Source organism: Streptomyces malachitofuscus (assembly GCF_055571035.1).
Genome location: NZ_JBVIGA010000019.1, coordinates 163,234 through 183,934, shown reverse-complemented (window position 1 = coordinate 183,934; position 20,701 = coordinate 163,234). Strand labels below are relative to the sequence as shown.

Genomic DNA, 20,701 nt, shown 5'->3' with positions numbered 1-20,701 from the left:
TGATCACCGATCAGATCGGGCGAACTACCTGACCACAGCGCATTCCGCTCGTTTGACAGTGCGCTGAGCCCACAGATAGGAAGCAGCGGACAGAAGTCGAGAGGTGCACTGTGTACGAGCCGAACGTGGTCGGGGACTGGCAGGAGTACGACGAGCATGCCGGTCTGCGGGTCCGCGTCCACCGTCTGGAACCGGGTGAGCCGCCGCGCGGACGGGACGACGCCGCCGAGGGGCTGACGTACTTCCGTGTCCGCGTGACCGTCGAGAATCGCGGCGGCCGGCCTTTCTGTATTCATCTCGAGGACGGTCAGATCGACGTACGGACCGGCCCGGACGGCGAGAGCGCATTCATCGACTGGCGCAACTCGCAGTTCATCGAGGGATTCGACGTGTACCCGCTGCGCCGGGTCACCGCGGTGCTCTACGCGGCGGGCCCCGAAGCGTCCCTGAGCCACATCGACGTCCAGGTGCAGTTGCGCGCCGACGAGGAGTGGGCCGGCCGACGGCTGTGGACGGGCGGCGTCGGTGTGCTCGAGGGGGCCACGGGTGCGCCCGTCGGCGCGTGCCGGGACTCCCTGGCGCAGCAGGTGAGCGTCTTCCTGCAGGAGCAGGCGGAGGAAGGCACCTCCTGAGCCGGGCTCAGTGCGGGATGCCGTCGATGATCTCCCTGGCGCCCTGACGCAGCAGGGCCACGGCGACGGACGTGCCGAGCGTGGCGGGGTCGAGCCGTCCCGCCCATTCGTGCGCGTTCAGCCTGGTCTTGCCGTCCGGCGTGAAGACACAGGCCCGCAACGACAGTTCGCCGCTGCGGTCGACCCGTGCGCAACCGGCGATCGGGCTGTTGCAGTGGCCTTGCAGCACATGCAGCAGCATGCGTTCGGCGGTGGCCTCGCGATGGGTGTCCGGGTCACCGAGGGGGCTGACCGCGTCGATCAGGCCGGTGTCGCCCTCCCGGCACTGCAGTGCGAGGATGCCCGCGCCGATGGGCGGCATCATGGTCTCGGGCGGGAGCACCTCGCTGATCACGTCGGTGCGGCCGATGCGTTCCAGGCCGGAGACCGCCAGCAGCAGGGCGTCGGCCTCGCCGGCCGCGAGTTTCTCGAGCCGTCGGTTGGCGTTGCCGCGGAACGGCACACAGCGCAGGTGCGGGTGGGTGGCGGTCAGCTGGGCGATGCGGCGCACCGAGGAGGTGCCCACCCGGGTGCCGGGCGCGAGGTCGTCCAGACCGAGTCCGCCCGGGTGCACGAGGGCGTCGCGGACGTCGTCCCGCTCGAGGAACGCGGCGAACACCGTGCCCGCCGGGAGCGGCCGGTCGGCGGGCACGTCCTTGAGGCAGTGCACGGCGAGATCCGCCTCACCGGAGAGCAGTGCGGCGTCCACCTCCTTGGTGAACGCGCCCTTGCCCTCCACCTCCGACAGATCGCCCAGCCACTTGTCCCCGGTCGTTCTGACGGGCACGACCTCGGTGCGCACACCGGGCCGGGCGGCGGCCAGCTCCGACCGGACACGGTCCACCTGGGCGAGGGCCATGGGTGAGTCGCGGGAGACGATGCGGATCAGTTCCGGGACGGACATGCCGACACGATAGACCTCGCGGCGCCCCTCCCGTGCCGGGAACGCCGTACGGCGCTCCCGGCGTCAACTCCGCCGTGACGGTCAGGTGTTCGGATCGAAGGGGATGCCCGGCGGTTTGGCCGCCGCGAGGTGGGAGGCGAAGCTGCCGTCCTTCAGGCCGAAGTGGGCGCTGCCGAAGTCGTACGAGACGAGCCGGTCGCGCAGACCCGCCGGATATCCGTTCCAGCCGATCAGGGCCGGGTACTGCCAGCTGCCCTCGTGGTTCTCCGGCGGCTCGTCGCCCGCGCCCGCGAGACGGAAGCAGTGGGTGCCGATGCCGTCCTTGTGGTAGACGATCTTCGGGTGTGTCCCGTCGAAGCGGACCGCGGACCGTGCGTGGACCGAGAACGAGCCGTGGTTGGACGTCGCGACGTACTGCACCGTGTCGTTCTGCACCCACACCACGACGTGCTCCCAGTCGTGGCGGTGACCTCCGAGGCCGATGCCCGGCAGCGCCTGGTCCTTCTCGAAGTACAGGGCGTAGACGATGGCGCACCAGCCGTTGTTGCACGTGGAGCGGGCGTAGCCGTTGGTGCTGTCCAGGTCCGAGGCGTCGCGGCAGTTGCCGTTGAGGGCGCCGGTCGGCTTGAGGCCGGTGTTGACCGCGCCGTCGGGGCCGATCGCCGGTGTGGGGTAGCAGCCGTCGGTGTCGTAGTCGTAGGCGGGCTGGAAGGTCCGCTCCAGTCCGTCGGCGTCGGCGGGCAGGGCGGGAGGGGGAGCGGCGAAGGCGGTGGCGGGGAAGGCGATGACGAGGGCGGCCGCGCCGGCCAGGACGGTCGGCCATCTCCTGCGGTGAATTCGGGACGTGCTCGACGACACTGCGTCCTCCTCTTGGAGCGCAGCCCAACGGCTGTGGGGGGCGGGGGAGTTCAGCATCCCGGCTGGACGTAGACATGCCAAGAGGGGTGAGGCGTACCGTCGGTGAAGCGCGGCGCAACACTCACCGCGCCGGGCTCCGGATCACACCATGTCGTCCGGAATGTCCGCCGCCGCGTCCTCGGGCGCCAGGTCCGGGCGGAGCCGCAGCCAGGACGGCTGGCGCAGCATTCCGTTCCGGGTGCGGGTGCTGTAGCGGACCTCGCCGACCAGCCGGGGCACCACCCAGTGCGCGCCCGGGGCGGCCGGTACGGGGTCGAAGGGGCACACGCCGGTCGCCGTCTCCCGCAGCAGCCCGGCGAGCTCCGTCCGTTCCGCCTCGCTCCAGCCGGTGCCCACGCCGCCGACGTACCGCAGCCGCCCCGCCGCCCGCTGTCCGACGAGGACGGCGCCCGGCAGCCCGGTCAGCCGGCCCTTGCCGGGCAGCCAGCCCCCGATCAGCACGTCCTCGCTGCGCATGTTGCGGATCTTGATCCAGGCGCGGGAGCGCACTCCCGGTTCGTACACCGAGTCGAGCCGCTTGCAGACCAGGCCCTCGAGTCCGTGCTCGGCGGTGGCCCGCAGCGCCTGTGCCCCGTGGCCGACGATGGCCGTCGGAGTGGACCACGCCGGCCCGTCGAGGCCGAGGTTCAGCAGCGCCTCGCGACGCGCGGTGTAGGGCAGCCGGATCAGCGACCGCCCGTCCAGATGCATCACGTCGAACAGCACCAGGTGGACCGGGACCGCCGCCGCCCGCCGGGCCGCCCGGCCGGGGGCGTGGGCCAGCCCCATGCGGGACTGCAGCAGCTGGAAGCTCGCACGGCCGTGCTCGTCGAGGGCGAGCACCTCGCCGTCCAGGACCGCGGGCCTGGTGCCCAGGGCGGTGGCCAGCGGCCGGAGCTCCGGGTACGCGGCCGTGATGTCCTGACCGGACCGGGCGCGCAGCACGAGCGTGCCGTCCCCGGGGAGGTAGACCACCGCCCGCTGGCCGTCCTGCTTGGTCTCGTAGGCCCAGCGGGCGTCCGCCGCCGGGGGCGGCAAGGAGCCGGGCGTGGCGAGCATGGGCGGGATCAGCGGCAGGGTCACGGGTGAGGTGTGAACGCGCCCGTCGGCCGCCACGCCACCGCCGCCGGGGTTTCGCCCGAACGGCCGCGGGCTGACGGGCCGGCCGGCCGCGGGAGAGGGTGCGGCGGGGAGTGGGTGCACGGGACGCGATTGGTTGCCTAAGGCAATGAGATGGTAAAGTGCCCGCATGTCCACGCCCCCGCTCCCCGACGCTCCCGCCTCCCCGGAAGTGGCCGAGATCGAGCGCGCGCTCCACCGCATCACCTACCTGAGTTCGCGCGCCCGCCGGCACGAGCGGCTGACGGCCATGGCGGGCGCGCCGCTGGACCGGGCGGCGGTCGCCCTGCTGCGAAGATGGCCGACGCCGGGCCCATGCGGCCGGGAGAGCCGGCCGCCCGGCTCGGCGTGGAAGCCTCGCACGTCACCCGCACGGTGCAGCAGCTGCAGAGGTCCGGCCACGTCACCCGGGTCCCGGACCCCGACGACCGGCGAGCCCGGCGCATCGAGCTCACCGGGACCGGCCGGCAGGCCATCACCCGGATTCGTGAGGCCGGGGTCCGGGGCATGCAGGCGGCTCTCGCGCACTGGTCGCCCGACGACCTGCGCCTGCTGGCGGCCCTCTTCCACCGGATGGTCGACGACTTCCACGCCCACGCCGCCGACGAGGACGCACAACCCGCGCCGGGCGCCTGACCCGGAAGGCCACCGGACCTTCCCGCGCGGCCCGAACCCGCCCCTCCCCGGCGGCTTACCGTCCGGTAATATCGCCCGGCAGGTCATCGGAGGAGGAACCGTGTCACGGTCCGAACGCTCGCCCCTGCTGCTCGCCGGCCTCCTGGCCGCCGCCGGCACCGCACACTTCGCCGTACCGCGCCAGTTCGACCACATTGTGCCGCGCTCCCTGCCCGGCTCGCCCCGGACCTGGACCTACGCCAGCGGGGCCGTGGAACTCGCGCTGGCCGCCGGAGTGGCGCTGCCCCGCACCCGCAGGACCGCGGCGCTGGCCGCCGCGGCCTTCTTCGTCGGTGTGTTCCCCGCCAACGTCAAGATGGCCGTCGACTGGCGGCACCGCCCCGCCCCGCAGAAGGCCGCGGCCTTCGGCCGGCTGCCCTTGCAGCTGCCGCTGGTGCTCTGGGCACGTGGCGTCGCCGAGAACGCGCGGGGCCGGTCATGAGCGGGCGCCCCGAGAAGGGCGACACGGTCGAGGACTTCGCGCTGCAGGACGAGACCGGCACCGTACGGCGGCTCTCGGAGCTGCTCGCCGAAGGTCCCGTGGTGCTCTTCTTCTACCCGGCCGCCCTGAGCCCCGGCTGCACCGCCCAGGCCTGCCACTTCCGCGACCTGGCCGCCGAGTTCGCCGCCGTCGGCGCGCGACCGGTGGGCATCAGCGCGGACCCCGTCGAGCGGCAGGCGGAGTTCGCCGGACGGCACACCCTCGGCATGCCGCTGCTGTCCGACCCGGACGGCACCGTCCGTGAGCGGTTCGGGGTGAAGCGGGGCATCGCCCTGGCGCCCACCAAACGGGCCACCTTCGTCATCGGGCGGGACCGGACCGTCCTCGAGGTCGTCCGCAGCGAACTGCGGATGAACACGCATGCCGACCGGGCGCTCGCCGCGCTGCGCGACCGCCGCGCCTGAGGCCTGCCGCCCCGGTCCGACGGCGGGCCGCACGGCGTCACGTGCGCGCCCCGGGGGAGTACGGGGCTCCGGGACGCGGACGGGATGCGCCCGGGTCGGCGACCGGTGCGGAGTGTGAGGCACGTCCCGCGTTCTCGAGGCAGAGGCGAAGGCCCCGGGGGTGTCGTGCGGCAGACGGGCACACCGACGACACCCCCCGGGGCGGGCGGGGCGTCCGGCCGCGGTTGAGAGCGGACGGCTGTGGCCCGATGCTGGACCAATGGAAGAGGCCCCCGCCGCGGTGGTCGTCGATGACCGCGGCATCGTCACGGGGTGGAGCGAGGGCGCCCGGAGGCTGACCGGGTTCCCCGCCGACGAGGCCGTGGGCCGCGCCGTGCGGGAGCTGCTCGCCCCGGACGCGCCGCCCGGCAGCCCGCCCGTGCCCTCGGGAACCGTCGAGGTGCGGCACCGCGACGGCCGCCCCCGGCCGCTCCGGCTGACGGTCTGCCCCGTCGCGGGCGCGGGAGAGGCGCCGAGCGGGTACGTGATCACCGTCGAGCCCGCCGGACCGGTCGAGCGGTCCTGGGCGGGGCGCGCCTTCCAGCAGGCCTCCCTGGCGATATCCGTCCTCGACACCGAGCAGCGCTTCGTCCGGCTCAACGACGCCGCCTGCGCGGCGATGGGCGGGCCCGAGGAAGGGCTGCTCGGCCTGACCCTGTTCGACGCGGCCGGGCGGTCGGACCACACCTGCGGCATCGACCGGCAGCTGCGCCATGTCGCCGAAACCGGTGAACCCTTCCACCACGAGAGCTACGGCCGGGCGCCCTCCGCCTCCCGGCGCCACGCCTGGAACGTGGAGATGTGGCCGGTCCGCGACGGCGCCGGCGCGGTGATCGGCACCGCCATGGCCGACCTGGACAGCTCCGAGCAGCACCGCGCCCGGCACCGGCTGGCGCTGCTGAACGCGGCCGCCACCGCCATCGGCACCACCCTGGACGTCGTCCGCACCGCCGAGGAACTCGTGGAACTCCTGGTCCCGGAGTTCGCCGACTTCGCCGCCGTCGACCTGCTCGACTGGGCCCTCGGCGCCGACGAGCCACCGGACCGGCCGGACACCGGGATCGTGCTGCGCCGCGTGGCGCACACCTCCGGCTCAAAGGACGCCCCGGAGGCGGCCGTGCGGCTCGGCGGGACGGACGTCTACCCGCCCTCCTCCCCGCCCGCGCGGGCGCTGCGGGAGGCCAGGGCGGTGCTCGCCCGCGCCGGCGAACCGGACTTCGACCGGTGGATCGGCGGGCGCGGCACACCCGCCGACGGCCTCTCCGGCGTGCACTCCCAGCTCTCCGTGCCGCTGCGCGCCCGCGGCACCACGCTCGGGGTGGCGGTCGCCGTCCGCAACGCCCACCCCGACGCGTTCGCCGCCGACGACGCCGTACTCGCCGAGGAACTCGCCAGCCGTGCCGCCGTGTGCGTCGACAACGCCCGCCGCTTCGCGCGTGAACGCGCCACCGCCCTGACGCTCCAGCACAGCCTGCTGCCGAGGGGCCTGCCCGGCCAGGCGGCCGTCGAGGTCGCCCATCGCTATCTGCCCTCGGCGTCGGCGGCCGGCATCGGCGGCGACTGGTTCGACGTCATCCCGCTGGCCGGCAGCCGGGTCGCCCTGGTCGTGGGAGACGTCGTCGGGCACGGCATCCCCTCGACGGCCACCATGGGCCGGCTGTGCACCGCCGTACGCACCCTCGCCGACGTGGACCTCCCGCCCGACGAACTCCTCACCCACCTCGACGACCTGGTCACCCATCTGGCCGCGGACGACCGTGACGACGTCGCCGAACTCGGCGCCACCTGCCTGTACGCCGTCTACGACCCCGTCTCCCGCCTCCTGACCGCGGCCGCCGCCGGGCATCCCGCGCCGGCCGTCGTGCTGCCCGACGGAACCTGCCGGCTCCTCCCCATGAGCGCGGGCCCGCCCCTCGGTGTCGGCGGGCTGCCGTTCGAGGCGGCGGAGCTCCAGCTGCCCGAGGGCTGTGTCGTCGCCCTCTACACCGACGGCCTCGTCGAGGACCGCGACCGCGACATCGACCAGGTCACCGGCGAACTGTGCCGCGCCCTGGAGGTGCCCGCCGGGTCGCTGGACACCCTGTGCGACGGTGTGCTGAAGGACGTACTGCCCGAGCGGCCCCTCGACGACGTGGTCCTGCTGCTGGCCCGCACCCGGGCCCTCGGCACCGACCGGGTCGCCACGAGGGACGTGGCGCACGACCCCGAGGAGGTGGCCGCCGCCCGCCAGTGGGCCGCCGCCATGCTGAGCGCATGGGGCCTGGACGAGCTGGCCTTCGTGACCGAACTCGTCGTCAGTGAACTGGTCACCAACGCCATCCGGTACGGAGTGCCGCCCGTGAGGCTGCGGCTCATCCGGGACCGCACCCTCATCTGCGAGGTCTCCGACGCCAGCTCCACCTCACCGCATTTGCGCCGCGCCCACGCCTACGACGAGGGCGGCCGCGGGCTGCTCCTGGTGGCCCAGCTCACCCAGCGCTGGGGCAGCAGACAGACCGGCCGGGGCAAGACGATCTGGGCGGAACAGCACCTGCCGGAGCACTGACCGGCCGCCCGCCGCTCAGCCGCTGCCGTCCTCCGCGGCGACCTGGGCCAGGGTGCGGCCGGAGCGCGCCGACCGGGCCCGCCGCGGATCGGGGGCGCCGCGTCCCTTGGCACCCCCCTTCGCCGCCCGGACGAGCAGCCACGCCTCCTCGCCGTCGTCCCCGCCGCGGAAGCGGGTCAGGGCGTACTCACCGCGCAGCTTCGACCCGTGCAGCCGGAACGTGGCGTGCCCGCGCTCCAGCGACTCCGCGAAGCCGACGGCCCGCCCCCGGCGGTCGTGGCTGAGCGGCTCGTACGTGCCGTGGTCCCAGACGATCACCGTGCCGCCGCCGTACTCACCGCGCGGGATCACGCCCTCGAACTCCTCGTACTCCAGTGGATGGTCCTCCGTGGGCACGGCGAGGCGCTTGTCCCGCGGATCGGCCGAGGGGCCCTTCGGCACCGACCAGGACTTCAGCACGTCGCCCACCTGGAGCCGGAAGTCGAAGTGCATCCTGCGCGCGTCGTGGATCTGCACCACGAAGCGGGGCTCGGCGCCCGGCTCCGCCCCGCTTCCCCGGGGCTCACCGGTCCGCCCGAAGTCCCGCTTGCCGTGGTAGTCCCGCAGCCGGTCGCCCTCACCCACCGTGCCGCTCCCTTCCGGTACGTCACCGCCGACGCGCGCGGCCCCGGGTACCCGGTCAGAACTCCTCGTGCACCTCCGGATCACCGCCGATCCGCCGGTGGGCGCGGTCCGCGAGGGTCCGCATCTGGGCGGCGTCCAGCTCGAAGCCGAACACGTCGAGGTTCGCCCGCTGCCGCCTGGGAGCGGACGACTTGGGAACGGGGAGCGCACCCAGCTGGACGTGCCAGCGCAGCACGGCCTGCGCCGGGGTGACCCCGTGGGCCTCCGCGACGGCGGCGACGGCCAGGTCGTCCAGCAGCGTCGTACCCCGCCCGAGCGGGCTCCAGCTCTCGGTGAGCACACCCTTGTCCGCGTGGTACGCGCGCAGTTCCTCCTGCGGGAAGAAGGGGTGCAGCTCGATCTGGTTGACCGAGGGCAGCACCCCGGTCTCCTTCTCCAGCCGCTCGATGTGGGCAGGCGCGAAGTTGGAGACCCCGATCGACCGGACCAGACCGTCCTCGCGCAGTTTGATCATGGCCTTCCAGGAGTCGACGTACCGGTCGACGCGGGGGAGGGGCCAGTGGATCAGGTAGAGGTCGACGTACTCCAGACCGAGCCGAGCCCGGGACTCCTCGAAGGAGGCGAGGGTCTCCTCGTAGCCGTGGTGCCGGCCCGGGAGCTTCGTCGTCACGACGATTTCCTCACGGGGGACGCCGGACGCGGCCACGGCGCGGCCCACGCCGGTCTCGTTGCGGTAGTTGGTCGCCGTGTCGACAAGGCGATAACCCATCTCCAGGGCCGTGCCGACCGCCCGCTCCGCCTCGGCGTCGTCCATCGGCCAGGTGCCCAGGCCCAGGGCGGGGGTCGTGGTGCCGTCGTTGAGGGTGCGGGCCGGAATGCTGGTCACGGGGTGGCCTTCCGTCGGGAGTGTTCTCCCCCAAGCGTCGCGGACGGCGGGGGAGGTGATCAACCGGACGACGAGCCCTCGGCGGGCACGGCCCTGGCGCCGGGCCCGCGTTTCGCTGCCACGAATCCTCCCCGCCGCATGCTCGCCGGAGACGTTTCCGTCGGCGTGGACGGCCGGCCCGCAGAGCCTCTCACCGGCACCGCGCCGGGCCGCTGGTAGCGGGCCCGCGCTCACTTCAGCGGGATGGTCACCTCGTCCTCGACCGGCGGGGTGACCTCCTGGGCGCGGTGGCCGGTGGCCGCGTGGCAGCGCAGCCGGATCGCCTCCGGACTCACGTCCAGCCGCAGGAAGCACTTGAAGAACGGCGGGCTGTAGGTGGCCGAACCCGGCGAGAACACCGACGTGTACACCTTGCGCACCGGCAGCCGGAACCGCCTGGCCCGGTCGGGCCGGCGGCCGGTGCCGAGCAGCCCGGCGACCAGCCGCATCCGGCGGGTGATCCGGGGCGGGGTGCCCGGGACCCGGGTGGGGCCGATGCCGAGACGCTCGGCGATCACCGCCATCGCCTCGGTGTCGGTGAGGGTGAAGAAGCGGCGCAGCCGCAGCCGGCGCCCGTAGAGCCCGCTGTAGAAGGCGAGGGAGTCGCCGCGCAGCGGATAGCAGCGGAAGTCCCGCTCGGTGACACCGGCGACATCGACCCGGGGGATGGTGTGGGTGGCGTGCATGAACGCGCCGCCGCCGCCCGCCACCACGTACTGCAGGGTGCGGCCGTCGTCCAGCCGCACGGGATAGCGCTGGTAGTTGTGGATGTCGCCGCCGATGGCGGCCACGTAGTGGTGACCGGGGTCGCGGACGATGTCGTCGACGGTGCCGCCGCCCTCGATGGGACACGGGTGGTGCTCGCCGTCCACGTACAGGGGCGATCCCGTGACGAGTATCTTCGGACGCGGGTCCCGGGACACCTCCCGCAGCCACGCGCCCTGTTCGGCGTCGATCGTGCCCAGTAGTCCGGTGTCGATGCCGACGATCCGTATCGGCCCGGCGTCGATCGCCCAGTACGGTCCGGGCTGCACGGCCTGCTGGACGGGCTCCGACCGCAGCTCGCGCGCCCGGTCGAGGCTCCCGCCGTCGCCGGCACCCGGCCGGTGCCACAGCAGGGAGCGCAGCCAGGCCCGGGTGAGGGGACGCGGTGCGGGTCCGGGCGCCGGCGGCGGGGCGTCGCCGCAGAAGACGCGCATGAAGCCGGTCAGGTCCTCGTACCAGTCGTGGTTCCCCGGTATGGCGTAGATCGGCGCCCGGTAGTCACGGTACGGGCGGAAGAACTTGGTGCCGTAGTCGTCGGCGCTGCCCACCGGGTAGATCACATCGCTGGCGAGCACGGCGAAAGCGGTGTCGCGCCCCTCCTTCAACAGGCCCGGCACGACCGCGTACTGGGGCTCGTCGCCCTCGCCGGTGTCACCGACGACCAGGAACGAGAACCGGTCGGGGTCGTCGCGCCGGATCACCTTGTCGGCGGGCGCCCCGGCCGCCGCCCGCTGGGCCACCCAGCGGGCGCGGAGCTCCCCCGTCGGGTCCCCCAGCCACGAGGCCAGGACGCCGTTGCGGGCCGCCCACAGCATCCTCGGGTCGAGCCAGGAGATCTTCTCGACCTCGTTCGGCATCAGCCGCCGGTACTCACCGCGTTCTGCGGCACCCCAGCCGGCACCCTCTGCGGTATCGCGTGAAGAGTCGGACACCGGTGCACCGTAACAACGGTGCGGCGGGCCGCCGGAGGCCGGGTGGCCCGGCGGCCGCGGTGAACCTCCGCCGTGCGGCGGCCCGTTGAGGGCGGACGCGGGAGCGTGTACCGCTGTCACTCGAACCGTGAGACGTCTCCCGCGCCCCGCCGCACGATCTCCGCCTCGCCGCCGGAGAAGTCGATCACGGTGGTCGGCTCGGTGCCGCAGTCGCCGGAGTCGAGCACCGCGTCCACCTGGTGGTCGAGGCGGTCCTTGATCTCCCAGCCCTGGGTCATCGGCTCGTCCTCACCGGGCAGCAGCAGGGTGCTGGACAGCAGGGGCTCGCCGAGCTCCTCCAGCAGGGCCTGGGTGACGACATGGTCGGGGATGCGCACGCCGACGGTCTTCTTCTTGGGGTGCTGGAGCATGCGGGGCACCTCCTTCGTCGCGGGCAGGATGAACGTGTAGCTGCCCGGGGTCGACGCCTTGACCGCGCGGAACACGTCGTTGTCGATCCGTACGAACTGTCCGAGCTGCGCGAAGTCCCGGCACACCAGGGTGAAGTGGTGCCGGTCGTCCAGCTTGCGGATGGTGCGGATCCGGTCGATGCCCTCACGGCTGCCCAGTCGGCAGCCGAGTGCGTAGCAGGAGTCGGTGGGGTACGCGACGAGGGCGCCGGCGCGGATGCTGTCGGCGACCTGGGAAATGGTGCGCGGCTGGGGGTTGTCGGGGTGCACATCGAAGTACTTCGCCATTCACCGAGCTTATGCCGCCCGCGCACGAGCACCGCGCGCACGGGGACCGTGCCGTCCCGCCGGGCGCGGTGCGCCGTCGCGCCGGGATGAGCCGCGCCGCCCGGTGAGGTAACGTCCCCGGCCTGGGCCGGATGGGCGAGCGGACGAGGGGAGGACCGAGGTGGCAGGCCGTGAGGACGGAATCCGGCGCACACCGGCGGCGGCCGGGGAGCCCCCGACCTGGGCGCAGGAACTGCTCGAGCATCTGCGGCCGGCCGGACGGGACGTCGGCAGGGTCGTCGACTGGCTGGCCGCGACCGCGCGCGCGGAGGTGTCCCTCCAGGACGCCGTCGGCACGCTCCTCGCCGGCACCCGGCTGCCGCTGGAGGAGTCCCTCGTGGCCGACCTCGGTTCCGGCCGCATCGCTTCCGCCGCCTGGGAGGGGGACGGACGCCACCAGCGCCTGGTCGGGATCGGCCACCCCTCGGGCATCTGCGTGCTGGCCGTCTCCCGTGAGGCCGCCTTCGACCGGCACACCTTCGACGTCGTCACCCACACCGCGCAGGTGATCGAACTCCTGCTGACCGCCCACGAGACCGCCGCTGCCGGGCACCGGCTCCGGCGGGCCACCGCCGATCTGCGGCTGGCGATCCTGCAACTGCTGATGGTCGAGGACACCGTCGCGGCCCGCCGTGTCGCGGCGGGGCTCTGGCCGGGCCTGCTGGACGCCGACACCGCGTGCGTCTACGTCGTCGAGTCCGCGCCCGACCGCCGCGAGCGGCTGGTGGCGGAATGCCTGGACACCACGCGGGAGGAGGCGCTGGTCGTGCGGTGCCCGGCGATGGACGGACACGTCATCGTCGTCAGCCCCCGCGAGACCACCGCCGCAGATCTGCGGTCGCTGGTCGGCAGGCACCCGGGGACGTTCCTCGGCGGCAGCGTGTGGCAGAGCCTCGCCCGCACCGCCACCGCGTACGGCCAGGCCGTCAGCGCACTGGCGGTGGCCCGCTTCCGGGCGGACAAGACGGCCGTGTACGCCGAGCGCACCCACCCCGAGCGGCTGATGGAGCCCGCCGCCCTGCGCGGCTGGGCGGCCCGGGTGCTGCGTCCGCTGGACGCGCTGGCCCACCACACCCGCGCCGAACTCCTCGCCACCACCCGCCTCGGCCTGGAGTTCACCGCCGTGAACACCGCCAAGATCCTCGGCGTCAGCCGCAACACGGTACGGGCCCGCATGGAGCGCGTCGAGACGATGCTCGGCGTGGACTTCGACGACGTCACCACCCGCGCCGTCGTGCATCTGGCGCTCCACACCCAGATCAACCTCCTGGACGGACAGACGGCCGCCGACCCGGGTGCGCGGGCCCCCGGCCTCGCGGGCCTGCTGGCCGGCGACGCCGTGGGCGCCTGGGCGCAGGAACTGCTGGGGCGGCTGGACCGGGACCCCCGCAATGTGCGCCGCACCCTGCGCACCTGGATCGCCGCCGGGGGAAACGCCGAGCGGGCCGCGCAGGCCCTCGGCGTCCACGCACAGACCGTGCGCGAGCACGTGCGCAGCGCCGAACCGGTCCTCGAACGCCAGTTGCTGGCCACCGGCACCGATCTCTACGAGGTGGTGCTGGCCCATCTCGCGGTGGGCGATCTGGAGCAGCCGGTGCTCGTGGGGGAGTAAACCGGGCCTTTCGGACTCAGTTGTGCACGGCTGAGTCCTCCGCGGGCCGCAGCGGGCATCGGTGCGATACACAGGCCCGTTCTCCGCGGCATAGATTTCGAGCCATGGCGGGGGCACGACCGGAACGGGGGACCGGTCGCGCTCCCGCCTCCTTCGCTGTGTGCCCTCGCGGCGGGCGGGTACCCGGCCGCCGCTGACCGGGCCCGCCCCCTCCGGCCGACGGAGACCGGGCGGGCGGTGGACGAGCACCGCGAAGAGGAGATCCGGATGACCAGTGAGACGGAGACCGGCGGCGTCACCGGCACACAGGACAAGGACTACAACCTGATCTGGTACGTCGAGGCGTGCCTGAGCAACGCGCTGCGCCTCGAGAGCTACATCCAGGATGCCGAGCGCGCCAAGGACACCGAGGCCGCCGACCTGTTCCGCAAGGCCCAGGCGGACAGCCGCAAGGGCGCGGAACTGGGCAAGGGGCTGCTGCGCGCCCGCCTGAACGGCGGCTGACCACGCTGTTCCGCGGGCCCGGGCATGGTGCCCGGGCCCGCACCCGTTCCGGTCGCCCCGTGCTCCTTCGGCGGACGACGCGACGGCCCGGCGGGCGGCCGCTACCCTACTGGTCGGTAACCGCTGGGACTCCAGGAGGCGACGCCCCATGCCGCAGTTCGCTGTCGACGGCGCGGAACTGACGTACGACGACGAGGGCCCGCGCGACGCCGGGAGCGCGCCCCTGGTCTTCATCCACGGGTGGACCGCCGACCGGCACCGCTGGGACCACCAGATGGCGCACTTCGCCGCGCACCGCCGGGTGATCCGCCTCGACCTGCGCGGCCACGGTGAGAGCAGCGGCAGCGGGGCGCGCACCATCGAGGTCCTCGCCCGCGACGTCATCGCCCTCCTCGACCACCTCGGGGTCGACCGGTTCGTCCCCGTCGGCCACTCCATGGGCGGCATGACCGCACAGACGCTCGCCCTCGCCCACCCCACGCGGGTGGAACGGCTGGTACTGGTGAACTCCATCGGCCGGATGACGTACAGCAGGTACCGGGGACTCCTGATGGCGGCGTCCACCCGGGTGCCGTTCGGACTGTTCGTCGCCGCCAACATCCGGCGCGCCTTCGCTCCCGGCCACCCCCGCCAGGAGATCAAGGAGTACATCCGCGCCTCCGCGGCCACGCCTCGCGAGGTCGTGATGACCCTGTACTCCGCGATGCGCGCCTTCGACGTCCTCGACCGTGTCGGCGAGATCCGCGTGCCCACCCTGATGGTGCACGGCTACCACGACATCCAGCTGCCCGCGCACCAGATGCTGCGCATGGCCAAGGACTACCGGGACGCCGAGATCCGCATCCTCGACGCGGGCCACGAACTCCCCGTGGAGAAGCCCGCGGAACTCACCGCCGTCCTGGACCGCTTCCTCGCCCCGCGGGAGTCCCCGAGTCGCCGCCCGGGGTGATGCGCGGCAGCATGACCACCGTACGCACGCGACCCGGGGGGACGACGAGCAGCGCAAGGAGCCGACACGATCATGACGGATGTTTCGAGCCGGGGTCCCGCTCCGGGTGACGACCGCAAGGTGCTCACCAACCGCCAGGGCCACCCGGTCTACGACAACCAGAACCAGCGCACCGTCGGCTCCCGGGGCCCGGCCACGCTGGAGAACTACCAGTTCCTGGAGAAGATCAGCCACTTCGACCGGGAGCGCATCCCCGAACGGGTCGTGCACGCCCGCGGCGTCACCGCGTACGGCTACTTCGAGGCGTACGGCAAGTGGGGCGACGAGCCGGTCTCCCGCTACACCCGCGCCAGGCTCTTCCAGGAGGAGGGCAAGCGCACCGACCTCGCCGTCCGCTTCTCCACCGTCATCGGCGGCCGCGACTCCTCCGAGGCCGCCCGCGACCCCCGCGGCTTCGCGGTGAAGTTCTACACCGAGGACGGCAACTGGGACCTCGTCGGCAACAACCTGGGTGTCTTCTTCATCCGGGACGCCATCAAGTTCCCGGACGTCATCCACGCCCTCAAGCCCGACCCGGTCACCTTCGAGCAGCAGCCGCGCCGCATCTTCGACTTCATGTCGCAGACGCCCGAGTGCATGCACATGCTGGTCAACCTCTTCAGCCCGCGCGGCATCCCGGCGGACTACCGCCACATGCAGGGCTTCGGCGTGAACACCTACAAGTGGGTCAACGCCGAGGGCGAGACCAAACTGGTCAAGTACCACTGGATGCCCAAGCAGGGCGTGCGCAGCATGACCGAGGAGGACGCGGCCAACGTCCAGGCCGAAGGGCTCGGCCACGCCACGAAGGACCTCTACGAGGCGATCGGGCGCGGCGACCACCCGGAGTGGGAGCTCCTCGTCCAGATGATGGACGACCACGACCACCCGGAACTGGACTTCGACCCGCTGGACGACACCAAGACCTGGCCCGAACAGGACTTCCCGCCCAAGCCGGTGGGCCGCATGGTGCTCAACCGGATGCCCGGCAACTTCTTCGCCGAGAACGAGCAGATCTCCTTCGGCACCGGCGTCCTGGTCGACGGTCTGGACTTCTCCGACGACAAGATGCTCGTCGGCCGGACCTTCTCCTACAGCGACACCCAGCGGCACCGGGTCGGCCCCAACTACCTCCAGCTGCCGGTCAACCAGGCCAAGCACGCGGACGTGCGCACCAACCAGCGCGACGGGCAGATGACGTACCACCAGGACAGCGCGGGCGAGAACCCGAGCGTCAACTACGAGCCGTCGATCACCGGCGGTCTGCGTGAGGGCGAGTACCCGACGCACGACGAGCAGGGCCCGGAGATCCGCGGCCGCCTCACCCGCGCCCGCATCGAACGCACCAACGACTACATGCAGGCCGGCCAGCGCTATCTGCTGCTGGAGGACTGGGAGCGCGACGACCTGGTGAAGAACTTCACCGACCTGATCTCCCAGTGCGACCGCGCCGTCCAGGAACGCATGGTGTGGCACTTCCTGCTGGTCGAGAACGACCTCGGCCGCAGGGTCGGCGAGGGCCTCGGGATCATGCCGGAGGACGTCGCCCACCTGGAACCCCTCGCCGGCCAGGACCTCACCGACGAGGACCGCAAGCGGCTCGCCAACCTCGGCGACAACCCGCCGCGCGACGTGGCGGGGCTCACCATGACCCACTGCGTCCCCGACGAACGGCACGTGGTGACCCGCTGAACGGTCACCCGGCGGCGGCCGCCCGCGCCGCCGCGAGCGCCTGCTCGGCGTAACCGCGGCCGAACAGCACGGCGTGCACCAGCAGCGGGAACAGCTGGTGCACGCCGACGCGCGCCTCCCACCCGTCGGCGAGCGGAGCCGTCTCCCGGTAACCGTCCAGCACCGCCCGCAGCTGAGGACAGCCGAAGAGGGCGAGCATCGCCAGGTCGGTCTCCCGGTGTCCGCCGTGCGCCGCCGGATCGATCAGCCGGACATGGCCGTCCGCGCCCCACAGCACATTGCCGTTCCACAGGTCGCCGTGGAGCCGCGCGGGCGGCTCGGCGGGTCCGGACAGTTCCGGCAGCCGCTCACAGACCCGCTCGACGACGCCCGCCTCGTCCGGGCGGACGGTGCCGTCGTCGACCGCGCGCCGCAGATACGGCAGGACCCGGTGCTCGGCGTACCAGGCGGGCCAGTCCCCGCCGGTGACGTTGCGCATCGGGGCGAGCCCGATGTACGCCTCCACCGGACCGCCCGGCGGGGGCGCTCCGAACGCCGGCGCCCCGGCCGCGTGCAGCCCCGCCAGATCCCGGCCGAACCGCACCGCCGCCTCCCGCGTGGGCCGGCCCCGCGTCACCCGGTCGACGACCAGCCACCGCCCGTCGTGGCCGTGCACCTTGGGCACCCGCACCGTCCCGGCCCCGGCGAGCCAGCGCAGCCCCGCCGCCTCGGCGCGGGCGGCCCGCGCGCCCTCGGTCCGCTTGACGACCACGACCCGGCCGCCGTCCAGGACCGCCTCGGCGAGCGAGCCGGACACCGGGCGTACACCGGTGACCGTCCGCCCGGTGAGCCGGGCCGCCACGGCCTGTGGCCCGTCACCGTCCCGGGCGGCCGGTCCGGGAGGGAAGGTCATGCGTGGGCTCCTCTCGTGCGCGGGCACGCCCAGAGTACGAGCCCTCCCCGGCCGCACCCTCCGCCGAACGCTCACGCAGGACGGTGAAATCCGGGCCCCGGCCGATCGAAGGGAGCCGCGCCCGGGGAGCACTGGGATCATGACGAGTTCATCGTTCCAGCGCACCCTCACCCTGCCCGCCGCACTCTGCGAACAGGCCGCACAGCACCTGGAGCAGGCAGCCCGGCGGACGGTCGACGGAGCCGGAATCCCGCTGAAGGCCTTCCGCGCGGCCGCCGACAGCGACTACACCCTCCCGGTCTCCGTGGTCGAACAGGCGGCGGGCTGTCTGCTGGTCCTGGCCACGGAGACCGCGCAGACCGTGCGTCCCTCGGTCCTGCGCACCACCATCGGCGTCGCCCTGTGCCTGCGCGACGCCGTCGAGGCGGTCCACCAGCCCGCGCTCACCACCCGGTTCTGGTGACGGCGTGCCGCATGGCCCCGCCCCCGGCGGGAACCCGGCGCGTCCGCACCACCGACATCCCAGGAGTAGGCCATGAGTCTGTTGCGTGTCCTCGGCCGGCCGATGCTGGCGTCGATGTTCGTCGCGGGCGGACTGGATTCCGTCCGCCACCCCCAGAACGTCGCAGAGATCGCGGAGCCCGTCGTACGGCCGGTCACCGATCGCGTCCCCGTGCTGCCCGACAGCACCGAGGACTGCGTACGCCTCAGCGGCGCCGTCCAGGTCGTGGGCGGGCTGCTGCTGGCCACCGGACGCATGTCACGTCCGGCCGCGCTCGCGATCGCGGTCACGCTGGTGCCCACGACCCTGGCCGCACACCGCTTCTGGGAGGAGGAGGACCCCGACCGGAAGGCCCAGCAGCGCATCCACTTCCTCAAGAACCTCTCCATGCTCGGCGGTCTGCTGATCGCCGCCGACGACACCGGTGCCCGCCCGTCGCTGCTGTGGCGCAGCCGGCACGCCGCCCACGACCTGCGGCGCGACGCCCACCTCGTACGACACTCCGTCCGGGCCGGCGCCGGGCCCGCCGCCCTGGCCGGCCGCGTCCGGTCCAAGCTCTCCTGCTGACGCCCCGGCAGCGTCAGCGCCCGGGCGGTGCGGGGACTGGTGACCGACCACCGGGAAGTCGAGGAACCCTTCGCGCAAGGTGTACGCAGACCAGGCCACCATCGAACTGGTCCGCGCCACTCGGTGGCCGAGGAGGCCTACCTCTACCCGGCCGTGCGGGAGCACGTGCCGAACGGGGACGCGCCGGCCGACCAGGAGCTCGAGGACCACGCCACGGCCGAGCGGACCATGAAGGACCGAGTTCGACCGGCTCATCGGCATGCTGATGAGCGAGATCCGCGAGCACGTCGCGGACGAGGAGCAGAACCTCCTCCCGCAGCTGCGCGCCGCCTGCTCCCCGGAGAGGCTCGACGAGCTCGGTGACAAGGTCCGGCAGGCGAAGAAGGCGGCCCCGACCCGGCCGCACCCGGCCGCTCCGGACAAGCCCCCGGCGAACAAGCTGCCGGCACCGGGGGCGGGCATGGTCGACCGGCTCCGCGACGCGTTGAGCGGACGCGGCAAACTCGGCTGGAAGACCGCAGGTGAGGGCCCGTCGCGGCAGGGACGGGCCCTCAGGCGTGCCCGCTCCTTGTGAGCAACCACACTCACCCGTCCAACTGCCCGTGACGACCGCACATTTGACACGCGCGGCTCGGTGATCCACCGGCCTTGCGGAACCGACTCGGCGTTCCCTTCTGCCACGATGGTCCGCGCCCAGTCCAGGTGACGGGAGCCGCCGTGCAGCGCAGCCGGCGTTCCGCTTCCCGCGCCTCCCTCCGCCGGGCCCTCCGGCTCGTCTCCGAGTAGCGCACTGTGTCTTCCTCACCCACCCCTGCCCAGCCCGAGTCACGTTCCCCCTGGCGCTCCCTGCGGCACCGCAGCATGCGCTGGTGGTCCGTCGCGAACTTCGTGTCCAACGCCGGTACCTGGATGCAGCTCACGGTGCAGAACCTGCTGGTCCTGCAGATCACCGGGTCCGCGGCCGCCACGGGTCTGTCCATGTCCGTGCAGGCCGCCCCGGCCCTGCTCATGAGCATCCTCGGCGGCGCGGCGGTCGACCGCTGGCCGCGGAAGCTGACGGCCGCCGTCAGCCAGGCCCTGCTGTCCGCGATCGCGTTCACCACGGCCGTCCTGGTGGCACTGGACCGGCTGGACATGACCTCCCTCATGGTGCTGGCCGCCGTCACCGGGGTCGTCGCCACCGTCGACAACCCGGCCTGCGCCCTGCTCGGCAACGATCTCGTCCCCGCGGAGGACGTGCCCTCCGCCATCGGAGTGGGCGCGCTGGTCTTCAACGCGGGCCGGCTCGCGGGCGCAGCGCTCGCGGGTGTGACGGTGGGCTTCCTCGGCACCGCCGCCGCCTACTTCGCCAACGGGTTCTCCTTCCTCTTCGTGACCGCGGTCATCCCCTTCCTGCGCCCGGCGGCAGGGGCGGTCCGGCACGTCGTCGAGAAGACAGGGCGCCCGCGGGCCGCCATGACCGTCCGCGAAGGGCTCGCCTTCTTCGCCCGCCGGCCCCGGCTGCTGGCGCTCGCCGGGGTCACCGGGGTCAGCGCCGTCTTCGGCCGCAACTACGGGCTCACCCTCGCCGTCCTGGTCACCGGACCGCTGGCGGGCGGCGCGGGCGCGTTCGGCACGGTGTCCACCGTTCTCGCCGTCGGCGGGATCCTCGGCGCGGTGCTCGGGGCGCGGCTGCGCAGGCCGTCCGTGCGGCTGGTCGGCGCCCTCGCGGCGACGGGCGCGCTGCTCCAGGTCGTGGCGGGGATGTCACCGTCGCTGGCCGTGCTGCTGGTGCTGGTCCTGCCCATGGCCGTCGTGGAGTCCGTCTCCGACACCGCCGGGACGGCCGTCCTCCAGACCGACCCGCCCGCGCATCTGCGCGGACGCGTCCTCGGCGTCTGGGGCAGCATCGGCACCGTGTGGGGACTGGGCGGCCCGCCCGCCCTCGGCCTCCTCATGGAACTGGCCGGCCCGCGCGGCGCCCTGATCACCGGGGGCCTGATCATCGCCGGCTCGATCGCGGCAGGCCACCTCCTCCACACCCGCCGCACCCTCACGCCGGTCGCTCTCCCCACCCGGGCAACCGCACGCCCGCCCCTCCAGCCGGCGGCTTGACGATCCATCCCGTCCGGCGTTCGAGGACGAGGCCCGAAGGGCCGAAGGGCGTCTGGGGGCACAGCCCCCAGG

General features: G+C 73.3%; 19 protein-coding genes and 2 pseudogenes. 13 read left to right on the top strand and 8 right to left on the bottom strand.

Translation table 11 applies throughout. The features are described from left to right. Positions 1-110 precede the first annotated feature (110 nt). Positions 111-632 (top strand): hypothetical protein, encoded by a 522-nt coding sequence (locus ACZ44S_RS26500; protein WP_466933176.1) that lies wholly within the window; start codon positions 111-113, stop codon positions 630-632. 7 nt (positions 633-639) lie between these two features. Here ACZ44S_RS26500 and hemC read toward each other — a convergent pair whose 3' ends face one another. The 3 genes from hemC to ACZ44S_RS26485 form a co-directional block, all read right to left on the bottom strand. Then, positions 640-1,575, bottom strand: coding sequence for a hydroxymethylbilane synthase (gene hemC / locus ACZ44S_RS26495; RefSeq protein WP_466933174.1), 936 nt, complete (start codon positions 1,573-1,575; stop codon positions 640-642). 81 nt (positions 1,576-1,656) lie between these two features. Further along, positions 1,657-2,433: an NPP1 family protein gene (locus ACZ44S_RS26490; RefSeq protein ID WP_466933173.1), complete on the bottom strand. Its 777-nt coding sequence runs from the start codon at positions 2,431-2,433 to the stop codon at positions 1,657-1,659. A 141-nt stretch (positions 2,434-2,574) separates the two neighbouring features. Further along, positions 2,575-3,555 (bottom strand): ATP-dependent DNA ligase, encoded by a 981-nt coding sequence (locus tag ACZ44S_RS26485; protein ID WP_466933171.1) that lies wholly within the window; start codon positions 3,553-3,555, stop codon positions 2,575-2,577. Between the two features lie 166 nt (positions 3,556-3,721). Between ACZ44S_RS26485 and ACZ44S_RS26480 the strand changes: the two are divergent. The 4 genes and pseudogenes from ACZ44S_RS26480 to ACZ44S_RS26465 all read left to right on the top strand — a co-directional run bounded on the left by ACZ44S_RS26480 (position 3,722) and on the right by ACZ44S_RS26465 (position 7,756). Beyond that, positions 3,722-4,227, top strand: a pseudogene (locus ACZ44S_RS26480) (MarR family winged helix-turn-helix transcriptional regulator). A gap of 100 nt (positions 4,228-4,327) precedes the next feature. Then, the gene (locus ACZ44S_RS26475; RefSeq protein WP_466933169.1) at positions 4,328-4,708 is read left to right on the top strand and encodes a DoxX family protein; all 381 of its coding nucleotides are present in this window, start codon (positions 4,328-4,330) and stop codon (positions 4,706-4,708) included. Beyond that, positions 4,705-5,172, top strand: coding sequence for a peroxiredoxin (locus ACZ44S_RS26470; RefSeq protein WP_466933167.1), 468 nt, complete (start codon positions 4,705-4,707; stop codon positions 5,170-5,172). The genes ACZ44S_RS26475 and ACZ44S_RS26470 overlap by 4 nt, the downstream gene beginning before the upstream one ends. A 259-nt stretch (positions 5,173-5,431) precedes the next feature. Then, the gene (locus tag ACZ44S_RS26465) at positions 5,432-7,756 is read left to right on the top strand and encodes a SpoIIE family protein phosphatase (RefSeq protein WP_466933165.1); all 2,325 of its coding nucleotides are present in this window, start codon (positions 5,432-5,434) and stop codon (positions 7,754-7,756) included. 15 nt (positions 7,757-7,771) lie between these two features. Here the strand turns inward: ACZ44S_RS26465 and ACZ44S_RS26460 are convergent, their stop codons facing one another. The 4 genes from ACZ44S_RS26460 to ACZ44S_RS26445 all read right to left on the bottom strand — a co-directional run bounded on the left by ACZ44S_RS26460 (position 7,772) and on the right by ACZ44S_RS26445 (position 11,739). Further along, positions 7,772-8,380, bottom strand: coding sequence for a DNA polymerase ligase N-terminal domain-containing protein (locus ACZ44S_RS26460; RefSeq protein ID WP_466933163.1), 609 nt, complete (start codon positions 8,378-8,380; stop codon positions 7,772-7,774). Between the two features lie 55 nt (positions 8,381-8,435). After that, entirely contained in the window at positions 8,436-9,266 is an 831-nt protein-coding gene (locus ACZ44S_RS26455; RefSeq protein WP_466933161.1) for an aldo/keto reductase, read from the bottom strand. 230 nt (positions 9,267-9,496) lie between these two features. Beyond that, complete coding sequence (locus tag ACZ44S_RS26450; RefSeq protein ID WP_466933159.1) at positions 9,497-11,002, bottom strand: metallophosphoesterase family protein; 1,506 nt, start codon at positions 11,000-11,002, stop codon at positions 9,497-9,499. Positions 11,003-11,118: 116 nt separating this feature from the next. Then, positions 11,119-11,739 carry an L-threonylcarbamoyladenylate synthase gene (locus ACZ44S_RS26445; protein WP_466933157.1) on the bottom strand — a complete coding sequence of 207 codons (621 nt, stop codon included), beginning with the start codon at positions 11,737-11,739 and terminating at the stop codon, positions 11,119-11,121. Between the two features lie 160 nt (positions 11,740-11,899). Here ACZ44S_RS26445 and ACZ44S_RS26440 point away from each other — a divergent pair, with 160 nt between their 5' ends. The 4 genes from ACZ44S_RS26440 (at position 11,900) to ACZ44S_RS26425 (ending at position 16,574) form a co-directional block, all read left to right on the top strand. After that, a complete protein-coding gene (locus ACZ44S_RS26440) occupies positions 11,900-13,390 on the top strand; it encodes a helix-turn-helix domain-containing protein (protein ID WP_466933155.1) in 1,491 nt (496 codons plus the stop codon). A gap of 267 nt (positions 13,391-13,657) precedes the next feature. Next, positions 13,658-13,894, top strand: a complete 237-nt coding sequence (locus ACZ44S_RS26435) for a hypothetical protein (protein ID WP_466933153.1) — start codon at positions 13,658-13,660, stop codon at positions 13,892-13,894. A gap of 148 nt (positions 13,895-14,042) precedes the next feature. Further along, positions 14,043-14,843 carry an alpha/beta fold hydrolase gene (locus tag ACZ44S_RS26430; protein WP_466933151.1) on the top strand — a complete coding sequence of 267 codons (801 nt, stop codon included), beginning with the start codon at positions 14,043-14,045 and terminating at the stop codon, positions 14,841-14,843. Between the two features lie 72 nt (positions 14,844-14,915). Next, positions 14,916-16,574, top strand: coding sequence for a catalase (locus ACZ44S_RS26425; RefSeq protein ID WP_466933149.1), 1,659 nt, complete (start codon positions 14,916-14,918; stop codon positions 16,572-16,574). 4 nt (positions 16,575-16,578) lie between these two features. On the opposite strand, the gene ACZ44S_RS26420 is transcribed toward ACZ44S_RS26425, so the two are convergent. Continuing rightward, positions 16,579-17,466, bottom strand: a complete 888-nt coding sequence (locus ACZ44S_RS26420; protein ID WP_466933147.1) for a fructosamine kinase family protein — start codon at positions 17,464-17,466, stop codon at positions 16,579-16,581. A 139-nt stretch (positions 17,467-17,605) separates the two neighbouring features. Here ACZ44S_RS26420 and ACZ44S_RS26415 point away from each other — a divergent pair, with 139 nt between their 5' ends. The 4 genes and pseudogenes from ACZ44S_RS26415 (at position 17,606) to ACZ44S_RS26400 (ending at position 20,629) form a co-directional block, all read left to right on the top strand. Then, a complete protein-coding gene (locus ACZ44S_RS26415) occupies positions 17,606-17,929 on the top strand; it encodes a hypothetical protein (protein WP_190162846.1) in 324 nt (107 codons plus the stop codon). Positions 17,930-18,001: 72 nt separating this feature from the next. Then, entirely contained in the window at positions 18,002-18,535 is a 534-nt protein-coding gene (locus ACZ44S_RS26410) for a DoxX family protein (RefSeq protein ID WP_466933144.1), read from the top strand. Positions 18,536-18,562: 27 nt separating this feature from the next. Continuing rightward, positions 18,563-19,037 (top strand): annotated as a pseudogene (locus tag ACZ44S_RS26405) (hemerythrin domain-containing protein); the annotation flags it as partial. A gap of 290 nt (positions 19,038-19,327) precedes the next feature. Beyond that, entirely contained in the window at positions 19,328-20,629 is a 1,302-nt protein-coding gene (locus tag ACZ44S_RS26400; RefSeq protein ID WP_466933143.1) for an MFS transporter, read from the top strand. The last annotated feature ends 72 nt before the right edge of the window (positions 20,630-20,701 follow it).

Bases quoted from the DNA above. Each gene is read 5' to 3' on its own strand.
- ACZ44S_RS26420 (WP_466933147.1), bottom strand. From the start codon at position 17,466: ATGACCTTCCCTCCCGGACCGGCCGCCCGGGACGGTGACGGGCCACAG.
- hemC (WP_466933174.1), bottom strand. From the start codon at position 1,575: ATGTCCGTCCCGGAACTGATCCGCATCGTCTCCCGCGACTCACCCATG.
- ACZ44S_RS26415 (WP_190162846.1), top strand. From the start codon at position 17,606: ATGACGAGTTCATCGTTCCAGCGCACCCTCACCCTGCCCGCCGCACTC.
- ACZ44S_RS26435 (WP_466933153.1), top strand. From the start codon at position 13,658: ATGACCAGTGAGACGGAGACCGGCGGCGTCACCGGCACACAGGACAAG.
- ACZ44S_RS26425 (WP_466933149.1), top strand. From the start codon at position 14,916: ATGACGGATGTTTCGAGCCGGGGTCCCGCTCCGGGTGACGACCGCAAG.
- ACZ44S_RS26470 (WP_466933167.1), top strand. From the start codon at position 4,705: ATGAGCGGGCGCCCCGAGAAGGGCGACACGGTCGAGGACTTCGCGCTG.
- ACZ44S_RS26465 (WP_466933165.1), top strand. From the start codon at position 5,432: ATGGAAGAGGCCCCCGCCGCGGTGGTCGTCGATGACCGCGGCATCGTC.
- ACZ44S_RS26430 (WP_466933151.1), top strand. From the start codon at position 14,043: ATGCCGCAGTTCGCTGTCGACGGCGCGGAACTGACGTACGACGACGAG.
- ACZ44S_RS26445 (WP_466933157.1), bottom strand. From the start codon at position 11,739: ATGGCGAAGTACTTCGATGTGCACCCCGACAACCCCCAGCCGCGCACC.
- ACZ44S_RS26410 (WP_466933144.1), top strand. From the start codon at position 18,002: ATGAGTCTGTTGCGTGTCCTCGGCCGGCCGATGCTGGCGTCGATGTTC.